The sequence below is a fragment of the Streptomyces sp. NPDC055099 genome (genome assembly GCF_053607685.1).
On record NZ_JBSGUA010000009.1, the window covers coordinates 194,411 to 213,685 of the forward strand.

The window sequence follows — 19,275 nt, forward strand, 5'->3', positions numbered from 1 at the left end:
CGTTTTCCCGCTACTTGAGGCCGAGGACCATCGCGTCCGAGGGTGATGCCCACACGGTCCGCGCCTCGCCGAAGCCCGCGTCGCGCAGTGTCCGCGCGTGCCACTCGGGCGAGGGGGTGTCGCCGTCCGCGTGCTCGCCGTAGATCTCGAAGCGCTTGGCGGTGGGGCCCGCGAGCACCGGGTCCTTGGCGGCGAGGTCCCACCAGTCACGCCAGTCCAGGGCGCCCTCGGCCTTGGCCCGGTCCATGCGGGCGTGCCGCTGGGCCCGGTCGGCGTCGTTCAGGCGGGGCGTGGCGGGGTCGGGCATGTGGTCGGCGTTCAGGAAGACGCCGCCGTCCCTGACAAGTCCCGCGAGCTGGCCGTAGAGCGCGGTGAGGGGCTCGCTGTGCAGCCAGTGCAGGGCGGTGGCGGTGAGGACGGCGTCGTACGAGTCGTACGGGAGCTGGGCCGTCCACTCCGGGTCCTTGAGGTCGGCGGTCACGAACGTGACGCGGTCGTCCCCGGCGAAGGTGCCCTCGGCGATGGCCAGGAGCGCGGGGTCGAGGTCGACGCCCGTGCTGACCGCGTTCGGGAACCTCTTGAGCAGCCGGTCCGTAATACTCCCCGTACCGCACGCGAGGTCGAGGACGCGCGGTGTGGTGCCGACCACGGCCTCGACCATGTCCAGCATGACCCTGAACCGCTCCTCGCGGTCGGGCAGATACCACTCCTGCTGCCGGTCCCAGCTGTCCTGCCAGGCGCGCCAGTCGGCCGTGGACACCGTTTCCGTCATGAGAAGCCCTCCCGTACGTAATACGCTCTCGTAATACCCTAGAAGCACGCGCAACCGTTACTCACGCACCTGACGAAGATAGCCCGCCCCGGTAAGGACTACAAGTGGAACTGGCCTATTACTCGGACTACGCCGTACGTCTGGTCAACAGCGAGGAGCCGGGTCGCAACAAGGACACGCTGACGACGGTGGAGGCGGTCCGCGAACTGTTCGGAGGCAACGCGCAGGCGGCTCGGCGCGCCACGGACTCCGATGTCACCCGCTTCCGCTCGGTGCGGGCCAGGCTCCGGGCGGTCTTCGAGGCGGCCGACGGCGGGGACGAGACCCTCGCGGTCGACCTGCTGAACTCACTGCTCATGGAGTTCCCGGTCAGCCCGCAGATCTCGGGCCACGACCATCGCGACGACGACGGCAACCCGCTGTGGCACATGCACCTGGCCGACCACCCGTCGAACGCGACGTCCGGCTACGCGGCGATCGCCGCGATGGGCCTGGCCTTCCACCTCACCGAGCACGGAGTGGACCGCCTGGGACTGTGCGAGGCAGCGCCGTGCCGCAACGCCTATCTCGACACGTCGACGAACCGCTCCCGGCGCTACTGCTCGGACCGCTGCGCGACCCGCGCGAATGTCGCCGCCTACCGCGCCCGCAAGCGTCTGGAGACGGAGCGGTCGGCCAGCACGGGGCGCGCGGCCGACACGGCCCAGCGCAGCAGGGTGAACGGCGAGCGCTGACCGGAGCCGAACCGGGGCGGGCGGTAGCGGAACCACACCTTCCCCAGGACGAGTTCCTCGGGCACCGTGCCGTAGTCCGTGCTGTCCCCTCCCGCGTACGTGTTGTCCCCGAGGACCCACCAGCCGCCCTCGCGCCGCTCGGCGGCCCGCTTGACGACCAACAGGTCCTGCTGGAACGGATGGCGGAGCACCACCACGTCACCCGCTCGGACCCGTGCGCCCCACTGCACCACCAAACGGTCCCCGTGGTACAGCGTGGGCACCATCGAAGGGCCGGTCACCTCGGCCGCGCCCCACGGCAACACGGCCCTTCTGCGTTCGCTCTCCTGCGACAGCTCCGGCATCCCCGCACCTCCCCGGTCCGATCCTCCACCAGTCCCAGTCTGACCCCGGACTTTTGTCCTAAGCCCATGGGGGCACTCGCGAAAAGCCGTCTCTCACGGAGTAATGTCCCACCTGAGAAGACGATCACGAGGAAGGACCGCTGCATGCTTTCCCGCCTGTTTGCCCCCAAGGTAAAGGTCAGCGCCCACTGCGACCTCCCCTGCGGCGTGTACGACCCGGCCCAGGCCCGCATCGAGGCGGAGTCGGTCAAGGCCGTCCAGGAGAAGATGGCCGCCAACGACGACGCGCAGTTCCAGACGCGCGCCATCGGCATCAAGGAGCAGCGCGCGGAGCTCGCCAAGCACCACGTGTCGGTGCTCTGGAGCGACTACTTCAAGCCCCCGCACTTCGAGAAGTACCCGGAGCTGCACCAGCTGGTGAACGACACCCTGAAGGCCCTCTCGGCCGCCAAGGGCTCGTCGGACCCGGCCACGGGCCAGAAGGCGCTGGACTACATCGCCCAGATCGACAAGATCTTCTGGGAGACCAAGAAGGCCTGACCCACCGGTCGGCTCTTCGAGAGCGCACGCGAAAGCACCCGGCATCCGCGCGGAGCCGGGTGCTTTCGCGTTGCCTCAGCCCTGTAGCGACGCGAGACCTTTGCGCAGGTCCTCCGCGTTCATCACGGGGTAGATCTCGATCTCGGCGCCGAGCTCCAGGAAGAACGGCTCCGCGATGGACGGCATCTGCGAGCTGTCCTGCATGTCGAAGACGAAGGTGGCGGCCCGCCCGCCCTCACTGGGGCCGAAGTACGCCGCCTCCGGTTTGATCTGCTCCGTCACCGACTGCATCAGCTTCGGCAGCGTGCCGTTCTTGATCGCCTCGTTCGAGATCTGCGTGTCCAGACGTGCTCTCAGCATGACTCTCATGGCACTCACTTCCTCCCTCCCAGAATCTCGCATCAGGCCCGGTCGTGCAGCGCCAGATTCACCGCGAAGCCGAGGAACGCCACCCCGCTGAACTGCTCCAGGCGGCGCCGGAACGACGGACGCCGGATGCGCTCGCCGAGTGCGGATGCCGCGTAGGTGACGATCCAGTACCAGAGCGCGAGCTCCACCAGGTCGATCGCCGTGAGCAGCAGCGTCGCGCCGAAGACGGGGGCACCTTCCGGGATGAACTGCGGGATCAGGCTCATGTAGAAGAGCCCGGCCTTGGGATTGAGCAGGTTCGTGCCGAGCCCGGCACGGAAGGCCGCCCAGCGGTCCCGGGGCGAGGGCGGCTCGGCCCGCGCCGCTTCCTCCCGCTCCGGCTCCTGCTCCCGCTCCGGCTCCTGCTCCCGCACCCGGCGGCGGGACCGCCACAGCGCCGTTCCCCCCAGCCACGCCAGATAGACGGCGCCCCCGATGCGCAGGGCGTCGTACGCGAACCGGGACGTCGTGAGGAGCGCCGTCAGGCCGATCGCCGTCGCCACGCCCCAGGCCAGGCAGCCGGTGAGGATGCCGAGCGCGGCGGCCAGACCGCCGACCCTGCCGTGGGCCACGGAGGTGCGCAGGACCAGGAGGGTGTCCAGGCCGGGCGTGATGTTGATGATCGCGGCGACGCCCGCGAACGCGAGTGCGGCGGTGAGCATGACAGGAGGCTAGTCGGCGGCCCCGGTGGCGCGCCGTCGGATAAATCAGTTGCCGCGGCGGTCTGCCCCTGCTGCACTCTGCGTACGCCTAGACCCGTCAAGGAGACGCAATGCGCCGTTCGTTCATGTCCAGCCAGAAGGGAATTGCCATCAACCCAGAGGACATGACACTCAGTGCATACGTCGAGCACGTGCAACACCCTGAACCTGGGAATCCTGGCGCATGTTGACGCCGGCAAGACCAGCCTGACCGAGCGGCTGCTGCACGCCGCCGGTGTCATCGACGAGATCGGTCGCGTCGATGCGGGGAACACCCAGACCGATTCACTGGCCCTGGAGCGGCAGCGCGGCATCACGATCAAGTCCGCCGTCGTCTCCTTCGCCGTCGACGACGTCACCGTCAACCTCATCGACACCCCCGGTCACCCGGACTTCATCGCCGAGGTGGAGCGGGTCCTGAGCGTGCTCGACGGTGCCGTGCTCGTCGTCTCCGCCGTCGAAGGCGTCCAGGCGCAGACGCGCGTGCTCATGCGGACGCTGCGGCGGCTGCGCATCCCCACGCTCGTCTTCGTGAACAAGATCGACCGACGCGGCGCGCGCCACGAGGAGTTGCTCCGCGAGATCTCCGAGCGGCTCGCCCCGGACATCGTGCCCATGGGGGCGCCTGGCGGCCTCGGCGGGCGCGACGCGGCCTTCGTGCCGTTCGACGACGGCGATCCCTCCTTCACCGCCCGCCTCGTCGACGTACTCGCCGCGCACGACGACGCCCTGCTCGCCGCGTACGTCGAGGACGGGGACGGGCTCTCGGGCCGGCGGCTCCGCGCCGAACTCGGCACGCAGACCAAGAAGGCGCTCGTGCACCCGGTGTTCTTCGGTTCGGCCGCCACCGGCGCGGGCGTCGGTGAACTCATCGCGGGAATCCGTGAGTTGCTGCCCTCCGAGGACGGCGCCCCGCTCGCCGGCGACCCCGCGTCCGGCACCGTCTTCAAGGTCGAGCGCGGGGACGCCGGGGAGAAGGTCGCGTACGTACGGATGTTCGCGGGGACGATCCGTGCCCGGGACCGGCTGCCGTTCGGCGACGGGCGCGAGGGCAAGGTCACCGCGGTGAGCGTCTTCGACCGCGGGTCGGCCACCCCGCGCGAGGGGGTGTCCGCGGGGCAGATCGGGAAGCTGTGGGGGCTCGGCGACATCCGGATCGGCGATGTCATCGGCGTACCGCACGCGGGAAGGGGCGGCGAGGGGCAGCACTTCTTCTCGCCGCCCACCCTGGAGACCGTCGTCGTGCCCGCACGGCCCGGCGACAGGGGCGCGCTGCACCTCGCGCTCGCCCAGCTCGCCGAGCAGGACCCGCTGATCGACCTGCGGCAGGACGATCTGCGCCAAGAGGTTCACGTGTCGCTCTACGGCGAGGTCCAGAAGGAGGTCATCCAGGCGACCCTCCTCGACGAGTACGGCGTCGACGTCACGTTCCGCGAGACCACCACCATCTGCGTGGAGCGCGTGAGGGGCAGCGGGTCGGCCTTCGAGATCATCGACAAGGACGACAACCCCTTCCTCGCCACCGTCGGCCTGCGCGTCGATCCGGGCCCGCCCGGTTCCGGCGTGGAGTTCCGCCTGGAGGTCGAGCTCGGTTCGATGCCGTACGCCTTCTTCCGCGCCGTCGAGGAGTCCGTGCGGGAGGCCCTGCACCAGGGAGTCCACGGGTGGGAGGTCGACGACTGCGTCGTCACCATGACGCACTCCGGGTACTGGCCACGCCAGAGCCACGCGCACGGCACCTTCGACAAGAGCATGTCGAGCACGGCCGGAGACTTCCGGCAGCTCACCCCGCTGGTCCTCCTGAGCGCGCTGCGGCGGGCGGGCACCGAGGTCCACGAGCCGCTGCACCGGTTCCGGCTCACCGTCCCCGAGGACGTGTTCGGGCTGCTCCTGCCCGCGCTCTCGCGGCTCCGCGCGGTCCCGCACACCCAGACGGCGCGCGGAGCCTCGTACGTGGTCGAGGGCGACATCCCGGCGGCCCGCGTGCACGAACTTGAGCAGCTGCTGCCCTCGCTGACGCGCGGCGAGGGCGAGCTGGAGTCGGCCTTCGAGCGGTACCAGCCGGTCCGGGGCGAGACCCCGGACCGGCCGCGGACCGACCGCAACCCGCTCTGCCGCAAGGAGTACCTCCGGGAGGTGACGGGTGTCCGGCGCTGACGCGCCAGGACCCGGCCCCGGGTCAGCGCCGGAACGCGGGCAGGCCCAGGGCACGTACGCGAGCGGGGTCGACGAGGATGTTGAGCTCGACGATCCTGCCGCCGGCGATCGTGAACTCCATGACGGAGACGACCTCGCCGTCCGGCACCCCGACCATGCCGTAGCGGCCGTTGACGAGCGCGATCTCGGTGGTCGGCGCCGCCTTCGAGAACATCGCCGCCTGCCCCGCCACCGCCGACGCGCCCCGAACCAGCTTCGAGAGCCCGGAGGCCAGTTCGCCGGTGTCGGCCCGCAACACCACGTCCGGGTCGAGCAGTTCGAGCAGCGCGTCGAAGTCGCCGCCCCGCGCCGCCGCGAGGAAGGCGCCGACGACCTCGCGCTGACGCACGGGATCGTTGTCGGGAGTGGGCGCCGAGCCCTGCACCCGGCGGCGGGCCCGGCTCGCCAGCTGGCGGGTCGCGGCCGGGGTGCGCTCCACGATCGGGGCGACCTCGTCGAAGGGCACGGCGAACATGTCGTGCAGCACGAAGGCGAGGCGTTCGGCGGGGGCCAGCGTCTCCAGGACGACGAGCAGCGCGAGACCGACCGAGTCGGCGAGCAGCACCTCCTGCTCGGGGTCGGCCACGTCTCCCCAGCTCACCACCGGGTCCGGCACATGGGTGTCGAGCGACACCGGCAGGGATTCCTCGCGCCGCGACTGCCGCGTACGCAGCATGTCGAGGCAGATCCGGCCGACGACGGTGGTCAGCCAGCCCCCCAGGTTCGACACCCCGCTGATGTCGGAGCGGCTGAGCCGGATCCAGGCCTCCTGGACCGCGTCATCGGTCTCGCCGAGCGAACCGAGCATGCGATAGGCGACCGCCTTCAGATGCGGCCGGTGCTCCTCGAAACGGACCGCCAGCGCCTCGCCCTGATCTACTGCTGCTGCTTCGTCCTGGTCCATCCGTCACATTCCCCCTTCGCGGTACGTCAGAGCAATGACGCACCGTGCACGCGCACTTGAAGGAGAACAGTAATGAACACCGATGCGACAGGGCCCCGTTCGGCCGAGCAGCGCAAGCGGGACACCCTGCACCGTCTCACCCATGACGTCGACGCGTGGGTGGCGACGGCCGACGCGGCCGGCGGGGCCCCGTACCTGGTCCCGCTGTCCTTCCACTGGGACGGCGAGAGCCTGCTGGTGGCCACTCCCGATGCCAGCGTCACCGGCCGCAACCTCCGGGCGACCGGGAAGGCGCGGGTCGGCGTCGGGCCGACCCGCGACGTCGTCATCATCGAGGGGACCGTACGCGCCCTGGCCGAGGACGAGTTGACCCCCGAGGACCGTGCCACCTTCGCCGAGCGGACGGGCTTCGACCCGAGCAAGCTCGACACCCTCTACACCTACTTCCGCATCACCCCGCAGCGGCTCCAGGCCTGGCGCGAGGCCGACGAGATCCAGGGCCGGGAGCTGATGCGGGGCGGGCGGTGGACGGTGGGGTGAGCCGTGCGGCAGCGGCGGGCCCGGCGCCCTGGGTCAGTCGCTGCCGAGCACCGGGGCCAGCGCCTCCCGGAGGTCGTCGGGGCCGGTGTAGAAAAGCCCCGTCATGCCGAGCGCGACGGCCGCCTCCACGTTCTCCTTGCGGTCATCCACGAACAGGCAGCGCTCGGCGGGGACTCCCGTGCGCTCCACGGCGAGTTCGTAGATCCGGTGGTCGGGCTTGACGATGCCGACGTCGGCGCTGCTGACCACGGTGTGCGCGAGGTCGGCGATGCCGAGTTCGGCCAGGTCGGCGTCGAGCCAGGGCGTCGCGTTCGTCACGAGCGCCACGTGCAGATGCGCGCGGGCCCGCCTGAGCAGGTCCACCACGGTGGCGTCCGCGGAGAAGCCGGTCTCGGCGAGCGCGGTGCCCAGGGCGTGCCCGCGCTCGTGGGGCACCCGGTCGGCGAGGCCGTGCGCGATGGCCTGGACCCACTCCTCCTTGCCGATGCGCCCGAGCATCAGCGGCTGGTCGGTCTCGGGTGCGAAGGCGATCTCGGCGGTGCTGCCGTGGGGAAGACCGGCGGCGCGCTCCATCTCCTCCACCCGCGTCATGTCGTAGAAGCGGATCACGCCGTCGAGATCGCAGAGCACCGCGTCGAACGGCAGCGGCGGCACCTGCCAGGAGAACCGCAGCTTCTCCTTGGCGTCGGCGCCGATCCGGCCGTAGAAGCGGATCGCGCCCTCGTTCCACGCGGGCGTCTGCCACTGGACCTCGGTGAGGCCGAGGGCACGGGCCTCCGCGGCCACCGCGTCCGTCAGGCGCTCGCCGAGGCCGAGGCCCCGGTGACCGTCCCGCAGGAAGAGGCAGTCCATGTGGAGGTATTCGGCGCCGTCCCAGGTGGAGATCTCCGGCGCACACGTGGCGTAGCCGACGACGTCGCCGCCGGGCAGCTCGGCCACCAGACAGCGCAGCCGCGGGTCCGGCACCCCGAAGAGGAGGGCCTGCAGGCGCTGTTCGAGGCCGGGGGCGGGCGGGGCACCCTTCTCGTACGCGGCGTGCTCGGCGACGAGTTCCACGACGCGGGGGAGGTCGGCGGGGCGTGCGTGGCGTATGCGGGGTGCTTCGGCCTTCTCGTACGTCATCGCAGGTCACCCTCGATGACGTCCCGGCCCCAGGCGGTGAGCCGCTCCGTGAGGCTTCCGCTCCCGTCGAGCACGCACCGCACGTACGCGTCGCGCTCGTGCGTGAGCACGGCGGCCTCCCACACGCAGGGCGCGAGCCCGGCCCGCCCCGGCCTCAGCTCACCCGGCTCCCCGGCGGGACCCGTGAAGACCGCGAGGTCGGACATGTACCCCTCGATCCAGCTCTGCATGAGGACGTAGTCCCCGTCACCGCCCGCGTGCACGATCAGCACGGCGAGCCCGGCCGACCCACGGGCACCGCCAAGCCTCAGATGCGCCCCCGCGATAGCGAGCGCGGACTCCTCGTCCCGCCCGGTCACCTTCCGCCCGGGGGCCTCGACGGCGTACACCTTCACGAGATGCCCGCCGGCCTCGCGGACGCCAAGGTGCCGTGCGGTGCGCGCGTGATGTCCGTCGGCGAGCGCAAGCAGCCGCTCACCGTCGACAGCCGACGGAAGTACAACAAGCTCGGTCATGTCCATGCGCCCATGATGCAGATGTCCCGCGCATCATGGGGACACGGATGCCCTCAGTCGTCGTCGGAGCGCGCGGGCGCGGGCTCCACCTCGGCCTCGGTCCGGTTCGCCGCGGGTTCGTCGACGCACGCGTCGCACCGCGGGTTGTGGCAGGGGCCGGGGCCCCACACGGGGACGTACGCCCCGAGCACCTTGCGTCGCTTGATGGCCGTACCGACAGGCCGTCCGCAGCTCGCGCACACCGGCTCGCTCCGCGGACGGGGGCCGGACCGGCTCCCATCGCTGCCCATACGTCCAGGGTAGAGCGGGCCACCCCGACCGGAAAGCCCGGCCGCGCGTCCTTCTGCGGGTACGGCCGTCAGCGCTTCCCGCGCCGCGTCCGCACGACGGTGCCGCGCGAGCGCGTCACCCCCGGCGGATGCCCTCCGTGTCGAACTCCCCCGCCACCACCTGGCGCGCGCACTCCGCGAGCCGCAGCCGGTTCGAGCGGGCATGGCGCCGCAGCGCCGCGAACGCCTCGTCGACCGTGCACTTCCAGCGCTCGGCGAGCACACCTTTCGCCTGCTCGATGACGATCCGGCTGACGAGCGCCTCCTGCAACTGGCCGCGCTCCGTCTCGCTCTGCTCCAGGGAGCGCCGCTGGAGGATCGCGATCGTGGCGACATCCGCGAGCGCCTGGGCGAGCGCGATCTCGTCGGGCCCCATCACCTGCGGCCGCGCCTGGAAGAGATTCAGCGTGCCGACCGCCTGATCGCCCTGGCGCAGGGGCAGCACCTGCGTCATGGTGTAGCCCGCTTCCTTGGCGCGCGTCGCGAACTGCGGCCAGGCGATGTTCGCCTCCAGGCCGGTGAGCGCGATGTTCGTGTACGCCGTGCCGGAGCGGTAGCAGTCCATCGATGGCCCCTCCTCCTGCTGGAGGGCGAACAGGTCGAGCACCCAGGCGTGCTCGCCGGACGCGGCGACGAGCTTCAAGTCGTCCTGCGAATCCGCCAGCAGGACACCCACCGCCGAGACGCCGAGCAGTTCCACACACCGCACGGCGAGGCTCTGCAGGAACTCGACGACCTCGAAGTCGTCGGTCACGGAGTCGGCCATCTCCACGAATGCCTCCGCCAGAAGTCGCTCGCGGGACGTGTCGCCGGACACCTCACGGGTCGTTTTGCGGGACATGGGGCTCATCCCCCCCTTCGTCATGCCTACGGCCAACACAGCGTCACCACAACGATTTTAGGCGTATCGGCCGGGGTCGACACCGTCCGTGCCGAAAGGCCTGGGCTCCCGCCACATCGGCCAGAGCCGCGGGCCGTCCGGCAGATCCACGGTGGTTCCCGTGAACCGGAATCCGAGCCGGTCGTACAGCTCGCGGCTGCGGCTGTTGCTCGCCTCCAGATAGGCGTGCAGCCCTTCTTGGTCACAGCGGTCGAGCACGGCCGAGATCAGCGCCGAGCCGAGCCCCTCCCCCTGCCGCTCCGGGCTCACGCCGATCATGTGCAGGTACTCGTGGGGCCGGTCGGTGGGGTGCGCCTCGCCGGTCAGCCGGGCGATCACCTCGACCCGCGCGTTGTCGGGGTCGACGGCGGCGCGCAGCTGCGCGGGGCCCTCTTCGCCGCCCTCGTCCTCGCCCGCGGGGACGGACCACCACAGCGCGACGGCGGAGCCGTCCTCGGTGATGTCGACGTGGCCCATGTCGAGCGCGAGGTCGAGAAAGGCGTCCATCAGGGCGCCGTGCCTGCGGCGGCGGTGCTCCGGGTCGGGGAAGACCCAGCCGCTCACCGGGTCGTCGTGGAACGCCTCGTCGAGCAGCCGGACCACGTCGGCCCTGTCGCTCTCCCCGGCTCGCCGGATGACTACGCCCACAGCCCGCCCCTTCGCCCCTCGACCACGCTCAACTGCGTCTATCGCCCCACTGGTTGCTTGCGTCGCAGCCTAGGCGATCGGGCCCCGACACGCGGGGGAGACCCGCACCCTGACCGGATCTCGGCGGGGTGCGGGCCGTGGGTTGCGAATTGCGGGTTGCGAATTGCGGGTTGCTGGTTGCTGGTTGCGGACGATCAGTGCGTACGGCGGGTCACGAACTCCGCGAGCGCCAGCAGGCTGCCCGCGGCCTCCGGAACCGGCACCGCGCCGGCGAGCTGGTTGATCGCGCGGGACATCCGGTCGCCCGCGTGCAGCAGCGCCCAGTCCCTGCCACCCGCCGCCTCCACGGCGCGCGCCATGCGGTCCAGGTCGCCGACGGCCGACGGACGGCCGTACAGCTCGGCCAGTTCGGCCGCGGCCGGGGTGCCCGAGGCCAGGGCCGCGACCACCGGCAGGGACTTCTTGCGGGCCGCGAGGTCGGCACGGGCCGGCTTGCCCGTACACCCCGGGTCGCCCCAGATGCCGATCACGTCGTCGATGAGCTGGAAGGCGAGCCCGGCCTCACGGCCGAACCCGTCGAGCGCGTTGACCTCGCTCTTCCCCGCCCCCGCGTACACCGCCCCCAGCGCGCAGGCGCAGCCGAGCAGGGCTCCCGTCTTGGCCTCGGCCATGGCGAGGCACTCGTCGAGCGTGACCTCGTCGGGGGCGCGCCGCTCCAGCGCGCCGTCCGCCTGCTGGCCCGCGCAGAGCTCCACCACGCAGGCGGCGAGCCGGGCGGCCGCCGCCGGGGCCCCGGGGTGGGGGTCCTCGGCGAGCAGCCGCTGCGCCAGTGCCTGGAGCGCGTCACCGGCCAGGATCGCGTCGGGTTCACCGAACACGGTCCATGCGGTGGGCCGGTGCCTGCGGGTGGCGTCGCGGTCGATGACGTCGTCGTGCAGCAGGGTGAAGTTGTGGGTCAGCTCCACCGCCGCCGCGGCCCGGACCGCTCTGGCCTGGTCCCCGCCGAGGGCTCGCACCGCGGCGAGCACGAGCGCGGGCCTGATCGCCTTGCCCGCGTGCCCGGCCGCCGGTGTGCCGTCCGCGTGTTCCCAGCCGAAGTGGTAGAGCGCGATGCGGCGCATCGCCCCTGGCAGCGAGTCGATCGCCCGCCGCAGCTCCGGATCGACGCACTCGCGCGCCGACGCCAGGATCTCCGCCGCTTCGCACGCATCGCGCTCCGCGTGTTCCTCGTACTCCGTCATGTCCGTCGTCGTGTCCGTCATGGACTCACCCCGGAGAGGATGCGGACGGTGGCGGTTCCTGGGCCTGCGGGCGCGTACGGAAGAGGTCTACCCGGCCGCGCGCCCGCAGACACGGCCTCATCGCCAGCGGCCGATCTCGACGTTCTCCAGCACGCCGAGCGCGTCCGGCACCAGGACCGCCGCGGAGTAGTAGGTCGACACCAGGTACGAGATGATCGCCTGCTCGCTGATGCCCATGAAGCGCACGGACAGGCTCGGCTCGATCTCGTCCGGGATGCCCGCCTGGTGCAGGCCGACGACACCTTGTTCCTCCTCGCCCGTACGCATGCAGATGATCGAGGTGGTGCGGGCCTCGGTGACCGGGATCTTGTTGCACGGGAAGATCGGCACCCCGCGCCAGGTGGGGATGCGGTGGCCGCCCATGTCGATGGTCTCCGGCACCAGACCGCGCTTGTTGAGCTCACGGCCGAACGCGGAGATCGCGCGCGGATGGGCCAGGAAGAGCTTCGACCCGCGCCTGCGGCTGAGCAGCTCGTCCATGTCGTCCGGGCTCGGCACGCCGTCGTGCGGCTGCAGCCGCTGCTCGTACTCGCAGTTGTTGAGCAGCCCGAACTCGCGGTTGTTGATCAGCTCGTGCTCCTGGCGCTCCTTGAGCGCCTCGACCGTGAGCCGGAGCTGCTGCTCGGTCTGGTTCATCGGCTGGTTGTAGAGATCGGCCACGCGCGTGTGGATGCGCAGGACGGTCTGGGCGACGCTCAGTTCGTACTCACGCGGCGCCGATTCGTAGTCGACGTACGTGCCCGGCAGCACGGCCTCGCCGACGTGTCCCGCGGAGAGGTCGATGGGCGCCTCGCCGAACTTGTTGGTGCGCTGGGACGGGATGGACCGCAGCCGCCGCAGATGCTCGCGCAGGGAGTCCGTGCGCTCGGCGACCTGCTCCAGGTCCTGGCGGGGCAGGGTGAGCACGGTGCACGCGGTCACGGCGCGCGTCGTGTACTCCCAGATGGCCTCCGGGTCGAGCAGTGCCTGCTCGCCGAAGTAGGCGCCGTCGGCGAGTGTCCCGAGGACCGTGTCGTCCCCGTAGGGCCCGGTGCCGATCTTCTCGACCCTGCCGTGCGCGAGCAGGAACACCTCGTCGGCCTGGCTGCCGAAGGAGGTGATGACCTCCCCCGCGGCGAACTCCCGCTGCTGGCAGCGCTGGGCCAGCTCCCCCAGGACCTCGACGTCCTCGTACTCCCGCAGGGTCGGCAGTTCGCCGAGCTCCGCCGGGATGACCTGGACCCGGTCCCCGGTCTTCACGAACGTCACCCGGCCGTCTCCGACCGAGTAGCTCAACCTCCGGTTCACTCGATACGTACCGCCCTGCACCTGCACCCAGGGCAGCGTCCGCAGGAGCCAGCGGGAGCTGATCTCCTGCATCTGCGGCGCGGACTTGGTGGTGGTGGCCAGATTCCGCGCGGCCGACGTGCCCAAGCTCTGCTGCGGCTCGGCCTGTTCCGCCCGGACCTCTTCGCCTACCGACATTGGCTATGCCCTCCCGATCAAGCGCTGATCTGCGCCGACAAGCCTTCCAGCACGGTGTGTACCGGCGCCATTACACAAACGAGCGGGAATGGATCAGGCGAGACGGGGCACTCACCCGCGTACCAGGACAGGGGTCCGCGGGGGCGGGGAACTCCAAGATCCGTGCATGCGTTGAACAGGACACAACGGCCGATACCCTTCATTCCGAAATGCACAGATCAGCACCAATCCGCACCTATGCGTAGGAGACGGCAATGGCAGGCTTCCTGGATCGCGCCAAGGAACAGGCGCAGCGCGGACTCACACAGGGCAAGCAGAAGATCGACGAGGTCCAGGCGCAGCGCACGGGCGGCGACCTCCTGAAGAAGCTGGGCGCCGCGTACTACGCGCAGCAGCACGGCACGGGAACCCCGCAGGCCACGCAGCAGGCCCTGCAGGCCGTCGAGGCGCACATCGCGACGAACGGCGACGCGTTCCTGCACGGCGGCGACCACCGCGGCTGACCAAATCGGCTCGCACGGTGCCCGAACAGCGGCAGATTGAGCCCGAACGGCTGGTTCAGGCACCGTGGTTCCGGTAATAGCGGACATACAAGACGGTCCGCGACAGGCGGCCGTCGTGCTCCGCAAAGGAGTCGGCCATGGCCCCACCCATGTCCGCGGGCAGCTTCCTCAATGCGCTCAAGGACGAAGAGGTGACGGTCGTCGAAGTCGGCGACTGGCCGCACCACAACCGCAACCACAAGGGGCCTTGGGGGCCCGTGCACGGCGTGATGATCCACCACACGGTCACATCGGGCAGCCAGCGGACCGTGGAGATCTGCCGTGACGGCTATGCCTCGCTGCCCGGTCCGCTCTGCCACGGCGTCATCACCAAGGACGGCCGCGTCCATCTCGTCGGATACGGCCGCGCGAACCACGCGGGCCTGGGCGACGACGACGTGCTGCGCGCGGTCATCGCCGAGAAGGCGCTCCCGCCGGACAACGAGGCGAACACCGACGGAAACCGCCACTTCTACGGCTTCGAGTGCGAGAACCTCGGCGACGGCGAGGACCCGTGGCCCGACGCCCAGCTCGACGCCATCGAGCGGGTCTCGGCGGCCATCTGCCGCCATCACGGCTGGACCCATCGCTCGGTGATCGGCCATCTCGAATGGCAGCCGGGCAAGATCGACCCCAAGGGCTTCACCATGAACGCGATGCGGGAGCGCATCGAGGAACGCCTCAAGTAGAGCCGCCGAGCGGGCGGCCGTACGCGTGCCCGCCGGCACGGCGGCGGGCAGAATGGCGGGGTGAGCACCACCCCGCCGACCACCCGGCGCCCCCGGCTCCCGTCCCCGCTCCTGGAACTCCGGGACGAGCGGTTCACGCGGCGCGGCGTCACTCTCACGCTCAAGCGGGACGACCTCATCCACCCGGACCTCCCGGGCAACAAGTACCGCAAGCTCTTCCTGAACCTGGACGCCGCCGTCGAGGCCGGGCACGAAGCCCTGCTGACCTTCGGCGGCGCCTACTCCAACCACCTCAGGGCGACCGCCGCCGCGGGCCGCCTCCTCGGCATGGACACCATCGGCGTGGTCCGCGGCGACGAGCTCGCCGACCGCCCTCTGAACCCGTCGCTCACGCAATGCGCGGCCGACGGAATGCGCCTGCACTTCATCGACCGGGCGACGTACCGCAGGAAGACGGACCCGGAGGTCCTGGCCGCCCTCCTGCGCGCGACGGGCGCCGAGAACCCCTACGTCATCCCCGAAGGGGGCAGCAACTCCCTGGCCGTGCGCGGCTGCACGGCCCTGGGCGAGGAACTGCGCGGGCGTACCCACACGGCGGCCGTGGCCTGCGGCACCGGCGGCACCCTGGCCGGCATGGCCGCCGGCCTCGCCCCCGGCCAGCAGGCGCTCGGCATACCGGTGCTCAAGGGCGGTTTCCTCGGCCCCGAGATACGGGCACTGCAACAGCGGGCCTTCGGCGCCCCCACCGCCAACTGGCACCTGGACGAACGCTTCCACTTCGGCGGCTACGCCCGCACGTCCCCCGAACTCACCGCGTTCGCAAACGACTTCGAGGACCGGCACGGCCTCCCCGTGGAGCGCGTCTACGTGGCCAAGCTCCTCTACGCGCTGACGGCCCTCTCCGAAGAGGGCGCCTTCGCCCGCGGCAGCTCCGTGACAGCGGTGATCACCGCGACGGAACCCGCGGCCCCCAGGGCCCCCGCGGCTCAGTCCTCGACCTCCCGGTAGGCCGCGGCCTCCTCCAGGTCCAGCTTGCGCAGCAGCGTCCGCATCATCTCGTCGTCGATGCGCCGCTCGTCCCGCATCGTCACGAACACCTCGCGCTCCGCGGCGATCGCCTCCCGGGTGAGCCTGCGGTAGGTGTCGTCGGCGGACTCCCCCGTCACCGGGTTCGACTGGCCCAGGCGTTCCCACACGGAGTTGCGGCGCCGCTCCAGAACAGTGCGCAGACGGTCCTGGAGGGGCTCTGGGAGGCGATTGCGCTCGTCCCGCATGAGTTCGTCCACCCGCCGCTCCGCGGCCTGTGAGGCGGCGTTCTGCGCCTGCGCCTCCGCGAGTGTCTCCGCCTGCGTGTCGCGCCCCGGCAGCCGCAGCACCCGGATCAGCCACGGCAGCGAGAGCCCCTGCACGACCAGCGTGCCGATCACCGTGGTGAAGGTCAGGAACAGCACGAGGTTGCGCGCGGGGAACGGCTCCCCGTCGTCCATGACGAGCGGGATCGAGAAGGCGATCGCCAGCGAGACCACACCGCGCATGCCGGCCCAGCTGACGATCAGCGGCCGCCGCCAGTCCATGTCGCTCTCGCGCTCCTTGATGCGCTTGGACAGCATCCGCGGCAGGTAGGTCGCCGGATACGACCACACGAAGCGCACGAGGACGACCAGGAAGAAGACCCCCAGCGCGTACCAGGCCGCCTCCAGGCCGCTGTACTCGCCGAGCCCCTTGAGCACGAGCGGCAGTTGCAGGCCGATGAGCGCGAAGACCGCGGACTCCAGGATGAACGCGACCACCTTCCACACGGCGGCCTCCTGGAGTCGCGTCTCGAAGTCGACCTCCCAGGAGCGGTGTCCCAGGAAGAGGGCGACGACGACCACGGCGAGCACTCCGGAGGCGCCCACCTGTTCGGCGGCCGCGTACGCGACGAAGGGGATCAGCAAGGAGAGGGTGTTCTGCAGCATCGCCTCCTTCATGTGCCGCCGCAGCCAGTGGATGGGCACCATGAGGACGAGTCCGACACCGACCCCGCCGACCGCCGCCACCAGGAACTCCTGGATCCCGCCCGCCCAGCTCGCGCCCTCGCCGACCGCCGCCGCCAGGGCGACCTTGTAGGCGGTGATCGCGGTCGCGTCGTTCACCAGTGACTCGCCCTGCAGGATCGTGGTGATCCGTGACGGCAGCCCCACCTTCCGTGCGATGGCCGTCGCCGCCACCGCGTCCGGCGGCGCGATCACCGCGCCGAGGACCAGCGCGGCGGTCAGCGGAAGATCGGGGATCAGCAGATACGCGAGATATCCGACGACGAGGGTCGCGAACAGTGTGTAACCGACCGAGAGCAGCGCGACGGGCCTGATGTTGGCGCGCAGATCGAGGTACGAGCTCTCCAGGGCCGCGGTGTGCAGCAGCGGCGGCAGGATCAACGGCAGCACGATGTGCGGGTCCAGGTGATACTCCGGCACCCCGGGCACGTACGCGGCGACCAGACCCGCTGCGACGAGCAGCAGCGGCGCGGGCACCGGTGTCCGGCGCGCGGCTCCGGCCACCGCGGCACTCGCCGCGATCAGTGCCACCAGGGGCAGTACGTCCATGGGTCAGGCCCTCCGCGATACGCGTTCCCGTCGTAATCTGGCAATCATGAACGAGTGCCCGCACGTCGCAGCGCTGCCGCACCCTGAGCCCGCGCCGCTGAGCGAGACCTGTCTGGAGTGCCTCGCGGCCGGCAGTCACCCGGTGCAACTACGGCTCTGTCTGGACTGCGGCCATGTGGGCTGCTGCGACTCGTCGCCCTTCCGGCACGCGACGGAGCACCACAAGGAGACCGGACACCCGGTGATGAGGACCTTCGAACCGGGCGAGAGCTGGCGTTGGTGCTTCGTGGACGGTTCGATCGTCTGACGCCTGGGTACGTCAACCCGACGCCCGTACTCTCCAATTGGGCCCGCGCGACCCCTAGCCACTCTCCGTACCTATAGGCTTACTATGAGTGACAGCAACGGAGCGGGGTCCCCGGGACACGGAACTGGGGAGCGCGGTAGCGTCACCGCATAACTACGTGGTGCGTTACCCGTGTGACGCAGTCCGGCCCGCCGCTCGACGGCGGACCTGGAGCCCCGAAAGTGCTTGTACCACCTTGGAGGTGAGGGTGTCCCAGATCGCAGGCGAGCCCGGGAATCAGGACTTCGTCGAGGTCCGCCTTCCGGCTGCGGGTGCCTACCTGTCGGTGCTGCGGACGGCCACGGCCGGCCTCGCGGCGCGTTTGGACTTCACTCTCGACGAGATCGAGGACCTTCGCATCGCGGTCGACGAGGCGTGCGCGATCCTGCTCCAGCAGGCCGTGCCCGGTTCGGTGCTCAGCTGCGTCTTCCGGCTCGTCGACGACTCCCTGGAGGTGACCGTCTCGGCGCCGACCACCGACGGCCGGGCCCCGGAACGGGACACCTTCGCCTGGACAGTGCTGTCCGCCCTCGCGGGTCAGGTCGACTCCTCCGTGGCCGAGGACAACACCGTCTCGATCAGTCTCTACAAGAAGCGCGGCGCGGGACCCGGGCCGGCGTGAGGGACGGGGAGGGGCCGGTGCGGGACGAAGAGCGCGGCACACGGGGTCTGCCCGGTGGCCGGGGAGGGACGCCCACGAGGCGCGGGGCTCCGGTGGAGCCGGCGCTCACGGGCATCCCCGAGCAGCAGGCCAGGCCGCACCCCGAGGACCCGGAGCAACCGGGTCCGTCGACTGTGGCTGACGCGTCGGAGCAGGCAGAGCCGACCGCCCAGGAGGAGCGCGCGAAGCCCTCCGTCCGGGGCGGCGCGCAACGGGCGGGATACATGAGCGAGCAGCAGCACACCCGGCACGATCCGCAGGACCGCAGCGGTGCACGCGCGATGTTCATCGAGTTGCGCGAGCTGACGGACGGCAGCCCTGAGTACGCGGATTTGCGCAACAAGCTGGTCCGCATGCACCTGCCGCTCGTCGAGCACCTGGCCCGCCGCTTCCGCAACCGCGGCGAGCCCCTCGACGACCTGACGCAGGTCGCCACCATCGGCCTGATCAAGTCCGTGGACCGCTTCGACCCGGAGCGCGGCGTGGAGTTCTCCACGTACGCGACCCCCACGGTCGTCGGCGAGATCAAGCGCCACTTCCGCGACAAGGGCTGGGCGGTCCGGGTCCCGCGGCGCCTTCAGGAGCTGCGGCTCGCGCTGACCACGGCGACCGCCGAGCTGTCCCAGCTGCACGGCCGCTCGCCGACGGTGCACGAGCTCGCCGAGAAGCTGGGCATCTCCGAGGAGGAGGTCCTGGAGGGCCTGGAGTCGGCCAACGCGTACTCCACGCTGTCCCTGGACGTCCCGGACACGGACGACGAGTCCCCGGCGGTCGCGGACACCCTGGGCGCGGAGGACGAGGCCCTGGAGGGCGTCGAGTACAGGGAGTCCCTCAAACCGCTCCTGGAGGACCTTCCACCGCGCGAGAAGCGCATCCTGCTGCTGCGGTTCTTCGGCAACATGACGCAGTCGCAGATCGCCCAGGAAGTCGGCATCTCCCAGATGCACGTCTCCCGGCTTCTCGCCCGCACACTCGCGCAGCTGCGCGAGAAGCTCCTCGTCGAGGAGTGACGAAGGAGCAGGCCGCCCCTCCTGGTCTGCTCCTTCGGCAAGTC

General features: G+C 70.8%; 23 protein-coding genes. 10 read left to right on the forward strand and 13 right to left on the reverse strand.

Annotated features, from left to right (window positions below; genetic code table 11):
- Positions 1 to 10 precede the first annotated feature (10 nt).
- Complete coding sequence (locus ACWFRU_RS23075) at positions 11 to 772, reverse strand: class I SAM-dependent methyltransferase (protein ID WP_453689759.1); 762 nt, start codon at positions 770 to 772, stop codon at positions 11 to 13.
- A 104-nt stretch (positions 773 to 876) separates the two neighbouring features.
- Between ACWFRU_RS23075 and ACWFRU_RS23080 the strand changes: the two genes are divergently transcribed.
- Entirely contained in the window at positions 877 to 1,506 is a 630-nt protein-coding gene (locus ACWFRU_RS23080; protein WP_453689761.1) for a CGNR zinc finger domain-containing protein, read from the forward strand.
- On the opposite strand, the gene sodX is transcribed toward ACWFRU_RS23080, so the two are convergent.
- Complete coding sequence (gene sodX / locus ACWFRU_RS23085; RefSeq protein WP_453689762.1) at positions 1,410 to 1,850, reverse strand: nickel-type superoxide dismutase maturation protease; 441 nt, start codon at positions 1,848 to 1,850, stop codon at positions 1,410 to 1,412. The two genes, ACWFRU_RS23080 and sodX, sit on opposite strands and share 97 nt — an antisense overlap.
- A gap of 144 nt (positions 1,851 to 1,994) precedes the next feature.
- On the opposite strand from sodX, the gene sodN reads away from it, so the two are divergent.
- Complete coding sequence (sodN, locus tag ACWFRU_RS23090; protein ID WP_160507177.1) at positions 1,995 to 2,390, forward strand: superoxide dismutase, Ni; 396 nt, start codon at positions 1,995 to 1,997, stop codon at positions 2,388 to 2,390.
- A gap of 75 nt (positions 2,391 to 2,465) precedes the next feature.
- Here the strand turns inward: sodN and ACWFRU_RS23095 are convergent, their stop codons facing one another.
- Complete coding sequence (locus ACWFRU_RS23095) at positions 2,466 to 2,759, reverse strand: DUF3303 family protein (RefSeq protein WP_453689764.1); 294 nt, start codon at positions 2,757 to 2,759, stop codon at positions 2,466 to 2,468.
- A gap of 32 nt (positions 2,760 to 2,791) precedes the next feature.
- A complete protein-coding gene (locus ACWFRU_RS23100) occupies positions 2,792 to 3,460 on the reverse strand; it encodes a LysE family translocator (protein ID WP_453689766.1) in 669 nt (222 codons plus the stop codon).
- Positions 3,461 to 3,634: 174 nt separating this feature from the next.
- On the opposite strand from ACWFRU_RS23100, the gene ACWFRU_RS23105 reads away from it, so the two are divergent.
- A complete protein-coding gene (locus ACWFRU_RS23105) occupies positions 3,635 to 5,656 on the forward strand; it encodes a GTP-binding protein (RefSeq protein WP_453689768.1) in 2,022 nt (673 codons plus the stop codon).
- 22 nt (positions 5,657 to 5,678) lie between these two features.
- Here the strand turns inward: ACWFRU_RS23105 and ACWFRU_RS23110 are convergent, their stop codons facing one another.
- Complete coding sequence (locus ACWFRU_RS23110) at positions 5,679 to 6,599, reverse strand: sigma-70 family RNA polymerase sigma factor (protein ID WP_453689770.1); 921 nt, start codon at positions 6,597 to 6,599, stop codon at positions 5,679 to 5,681.
- 72 nt (positions 6,600 to 6,671) lie between these two features.
- Between ACWFRU_RS23110 and ACWFRU_RS23115 the strand changes: the two genes are divergently transcribed.
- Positions 6,672 to 7,139: a pyridoxamine 5'-phosphate oxidase family protein gene (locus tag ACWFRU_RS23115; RefSeq protein WP_453689772.1), complete on the forward strand. Its 468-nt coding sequence runs from the start codon at positions 6,672 to 6,674 to the stop codon at positions 7,137 to 7,139.
- Between the two features lie 33 nt (positions 7,140 to 7,172).
- Here the strand turns inward: ACWFRU_RS23115 and ACWFRU_RS23120 are convergent, their stop codons facing one another.
- The 7 genes from ACWFRU_RS23120 to ACWFRU_RS23150 all read right to left on the reverse strand — a co-directional run bounded on the left by ACWFRU_RS23120 (position 7,173) and on the right by ACWFRU_RS23150 (position 13,398).
- Positions 7,173 to 8,261, reverse strand: coding sequence for an HAD-IA family hydrolase (locus tag ACWFRU_RS23120; RefSeq protein ID WP_453689774.1), 1,089 nt, complete (start codon positions 8,259 to 8,261; stop codon positions 7,173 to 7,175).
- Positions 8,258 to 8,782, reverse strand: a complete 525-nt coding sequence (locus tag ACWFRU_RS23125) for a hypothetical protein (protein ID WP_453689776.1) — start codon at positions 8,780 to 8,782, stop codon at positions 8,258 to 8,260. Before ACWFRU_RS23125 ends, ACWFRU_RS23120 begins: the two co-directional genes overlap by 4 nt.
- A 47-nt stretch (positions 8,783 to 8,829) precedes the next feature.
- Complete coding sequence (locus tag ACWFRU_RS23130) at positions 8,830 to 9,066, reverse strand: hypothetical protein (RefSeq protein ID WP_363209210.1); 237 nt, start codon at positions 9,064 to 9,066, stop codon at positions 8,830 to 8,832.
- 115 nt (positions 9,067 to 9,181) lie between these two features.
- Complete coding sequence (locus ACWFRU_RS23135) at positions 9,182 to 9,946, reverse strand: ANTAR domain-containing protein (RefSeq protein WP_453689778.1); 765 nt, start codon at positions 9,944 to 9,946, stop codon at positions 9,182 to 9,184.
- Positions 9,947 to 10,003: 57 nt separating this feature from the next.
- On the reverse strand, positions 10,004 to 10,633 hold the full coding sequence (locus ACWFRU_RS23140; protein ID WP_453689780.1) for a GNAT family N-acetyltransferase: 630 nt from the start codon (positions 10,631 to 10,633) through the stop codon (positions 10,004 to 10,006).
- Between the two features lie 194 nt (positions 10,634 to 10,827).
- Positions 10,828 to 11,895, reverse strand: a complete 1,068-nt coding sequence (locus ACWFRU_RS23145) for a family 2 encapsulin nanocompartment cargo protein polyprenyl transferase (protein WP_453689782.1) — start codon at positions 11,893 to 11,895, stop codon at positions 10,828 to 10,830.
- A 96-nt stretch (positions 11,896 to 11,991) separates the two neighbouring features.
- Positions 11,992 to 13,398 (reverse strand): family 2B encapsulin nanocompartment shell protein, encoded by a 1,407-nt coding sequence (locus tag ACWFRU_RS23150; RefSeq protein WP_453689784.1) that lies wholly within the window; start codon positions 13,396 to 13,398, stop codon positions 11,992 to 11,994.
- A 254-nt stretch (positions 13,399 to 13,652) separates the two neighbouring features.
- Here ACWFRU_RS23150 and ACWFRU_RS23155 point away from each other — a divergent pair, with 254 nt between their 5' ends.
- The 3 genes from ACWFRU_RS23155 (at position 13,653) to ACWFRU_RS23165 (ending at position 15,637) form a co-directional block, all read left to right on the forward strand.
- Positions 13,653 to 13,901 (forward strand): hypothetical protein, encoded by a 249-nt coding sequence (locus ACWFRU_RS23155; RefSeq protein ID WP_363209205.1) that lies wholly within the window; start codon positions 13,653 to 13,655, stop codon positions 13,899 to 13,901.
- 137 nt (positions 13,902 to 14,038) lie between these two features.
- The gene (locus tag ACWFRU_RS23160) at positions 14,039 to 14,629 is read left to right on the forward strand and encodes an N-acetylmuramoyl-L-alanine amidase (protein ID WP_453689786.1); all 591 of its coding nucleotides are present in this window, start codon (positions 14,039 to 14,041) and stop codon (positions 14,627 to 14,629) included.
- 60 nt (positions 14,630 to 14,689) lie between these two features.
- Entirely contained in the window at positions 14,690 to 15,637 is a 948-nt protein-coding gene (locus ACWFRU_RS23165) for a 1-aminocyclopropane-1-carboxylate deaminase/D-cysteine desulfhydrase (RefSeq protein ID WP_453689788.1), read from the forward strand.
- Here ACWFRU_RS23165 and ACWFRU_RS23170 read toward each other — a convergent pair.
- Positions 15,616 to 17,214, reverse strand: a complete 1,599-nt coding sequence (locus ACWFRU_RS23170; protein ID WP_453689789.1) for a Na+/H+ antiporter — start codon at positions 17,212 to 17,214, stop codon at positions 15,616 to 15,618. The genes ACWFRU_RS23165 and ACWFRU_RS23170 overlap by 22 nt on opposite strands.
- A 46-nt stretch (positions 17,215 to 17,260) precedes the next feature.
- Here ACWFRU_RS23170 and ACWFRU_RS23175 point away from each other — a divergent pair, with 46 nt between their 5' ends.
- From ACWFRU_RS23175 to ACWFRU_RS23185, 3 genes are all read left to right on the forward strand, one after another.
- Positions 17,261 to 17,521 (forward strand): UBP-type zinc finger domain-containing protein, encoded by a 261-nt coding sequence (locus tag ACWFRU_RS23175; RefSeq protein ID WP_453689791.1) that lies wholly within the window; start codon positions 17,261 to 17,263, stop codon positions 17,519 to 17,521.
- A 247-nt stretch (positions 17,522 to 17,768) separates the two neighbouring features.
- Positions 17,769 to 18,182: an ATP-binding protein gene (locus tag ACWFRU_RS23180; protein ID WP_135332116.1), complete on the forward strand. Its 414-nt coding sequence runs from the start codon at positions 17,769 to 17,771 to the stop codon at positions 18,180 to 18,182.
- Positions 18,179 to 19,231 (forward strand): RNA polymerase sigma factor SigF, encoded by a 1,053-nt coding sequence (locus tag ACWFRU_RS23185; RefSeq protein ID WP_453689793.1) that lies wholly within the window; start codon positions 18,179 to 18,181, stop codon positions 19,229 to 19,231. The genes ACWFRU_RS23180 and ACWFRU_RS23185 overlap by 4 nt, the downstream gene beginning before the upstream one ends.
- Positions 19,232 to 19,275: the final 44 nt, after the last annotated feature.

Coding starts and splice junctions, on each gene's coding strand:
- ACWFRU_RS23075 (WP_453689759.1), bottom strand. CDS start 772: ATGACGGAAACGGTGTCCACGGCCGACTGGCGCGCCTGGCAGGACAGC.
- sodX (WP_453689762.1), bottom strand. CDS start 1,850: ATGCCGGAGCTGTCGCAGGAGAGCGAACGCAGAAGGGCCGTGTTGCCG.
- sodN (WP_160507177.1), top strand. CDS start 1,995: ATGCTTTCCCGCCTGTTTGCCCCCAAGGTAAAGGTCAGCGCCCACTGC.
- ACWFRU_RS23095 (WP_453689764.1), bottom strand. CDS start 2,759: ATGAGAGTCATGCTGAGAGCACGTCTGGACACGCAGATCTCGAACGAG.
- ACWFRU_RS23100 (WP_453689766.1), bottom strand. CDS start 3,460: ATGCTCACCGCCGCACTCGCGTTCGCGGGCGTCGCCGCGATCATCAAC.
- ACWFRU_RS23110 (WP_453689770.1), bottom strand. CDS start 6,599: ATGGACCAGGACGAAGCAGCAGCAGTAGATCAGGGCGAGGCGCTGGCG.
- ACWFRU_RS23115 (WP_453689772.1), top strand. CDS start 6,672: ATGAACACCGATGCGACAGGGCCCCGTTCGGCCGAGCAGCGCAAGCGG.
- ACWFRU_RS23120 (WP_453689774.1), bottom strand. CDS start 8,261: ATGACGTACGAGAAGGCCGAAGCACCCCGCATACGCCACGCACGCCCC.
- ACWFRU_RS23125 (WP_453689776.1), bottom strand. CDS start 8,782: ATGGACATGACCGAGCTTGTTGTACTTCCGTCGGCTGTCGACGGTGAG.
- ACWFRU_RS23130 (WP_363209210.1), bottom strand. CDS start 9,066: ATGGGCAGCGATGGGAGCCGGTCCGGCCCCCGTCCGCGGAGCGAGCCG.
- ACWFRU_RS23135 (WP_453689778.1), bottom strand. CDS start 9,946: ATGTCCCGCAAAACGACCCGTGAGGTGTCCGGCGACACGTCCCGCGAG.
- ACWFRU_RS23145 (WP_453689782.1), bottom strand. CDS start 11,895: ATGACGGACACGACGACGGACATGACGGAGTACGAGGAACACGCGGAG.
- ACWFRU_RS23150 (WP_453689784.1), bottom strand. CDS start 13,398: ATGTCGGTAGGCGAAGAGGTCCGGGCGGAACAGGCCGAGCCGCAGCAG.
- ACWFRU_RS23155 (WP_363209205.1), top strand. CDS start 13,653: ATGGCAGGCTTCCTGGATCGCGCCAAGGAACAGGCGCAGCGCGGACTC.
- ACWFRU_RS23160 (WP_453689786.1), top strand. CDS start 14,039: ATGGCCCCACCCATGTCCGCGGGCAGCTTCCTCAATGCGCTCAAGGAC.
- ACWFRU_RS23170 (WP_453689789.1), bottom strand. CDS start 17,214: ATGGACGTACTGCCCCTGGTGGCACTGATCGCGGCGAGTGCCGCGGTG.
- ACWFRU_RS23175 (WP_453689791.1), top strand. CDS start 17,261: ATGAACGAGTGCCCGCACGTCGCAGCGCTGCCGCACCCTGAGCCCGCG.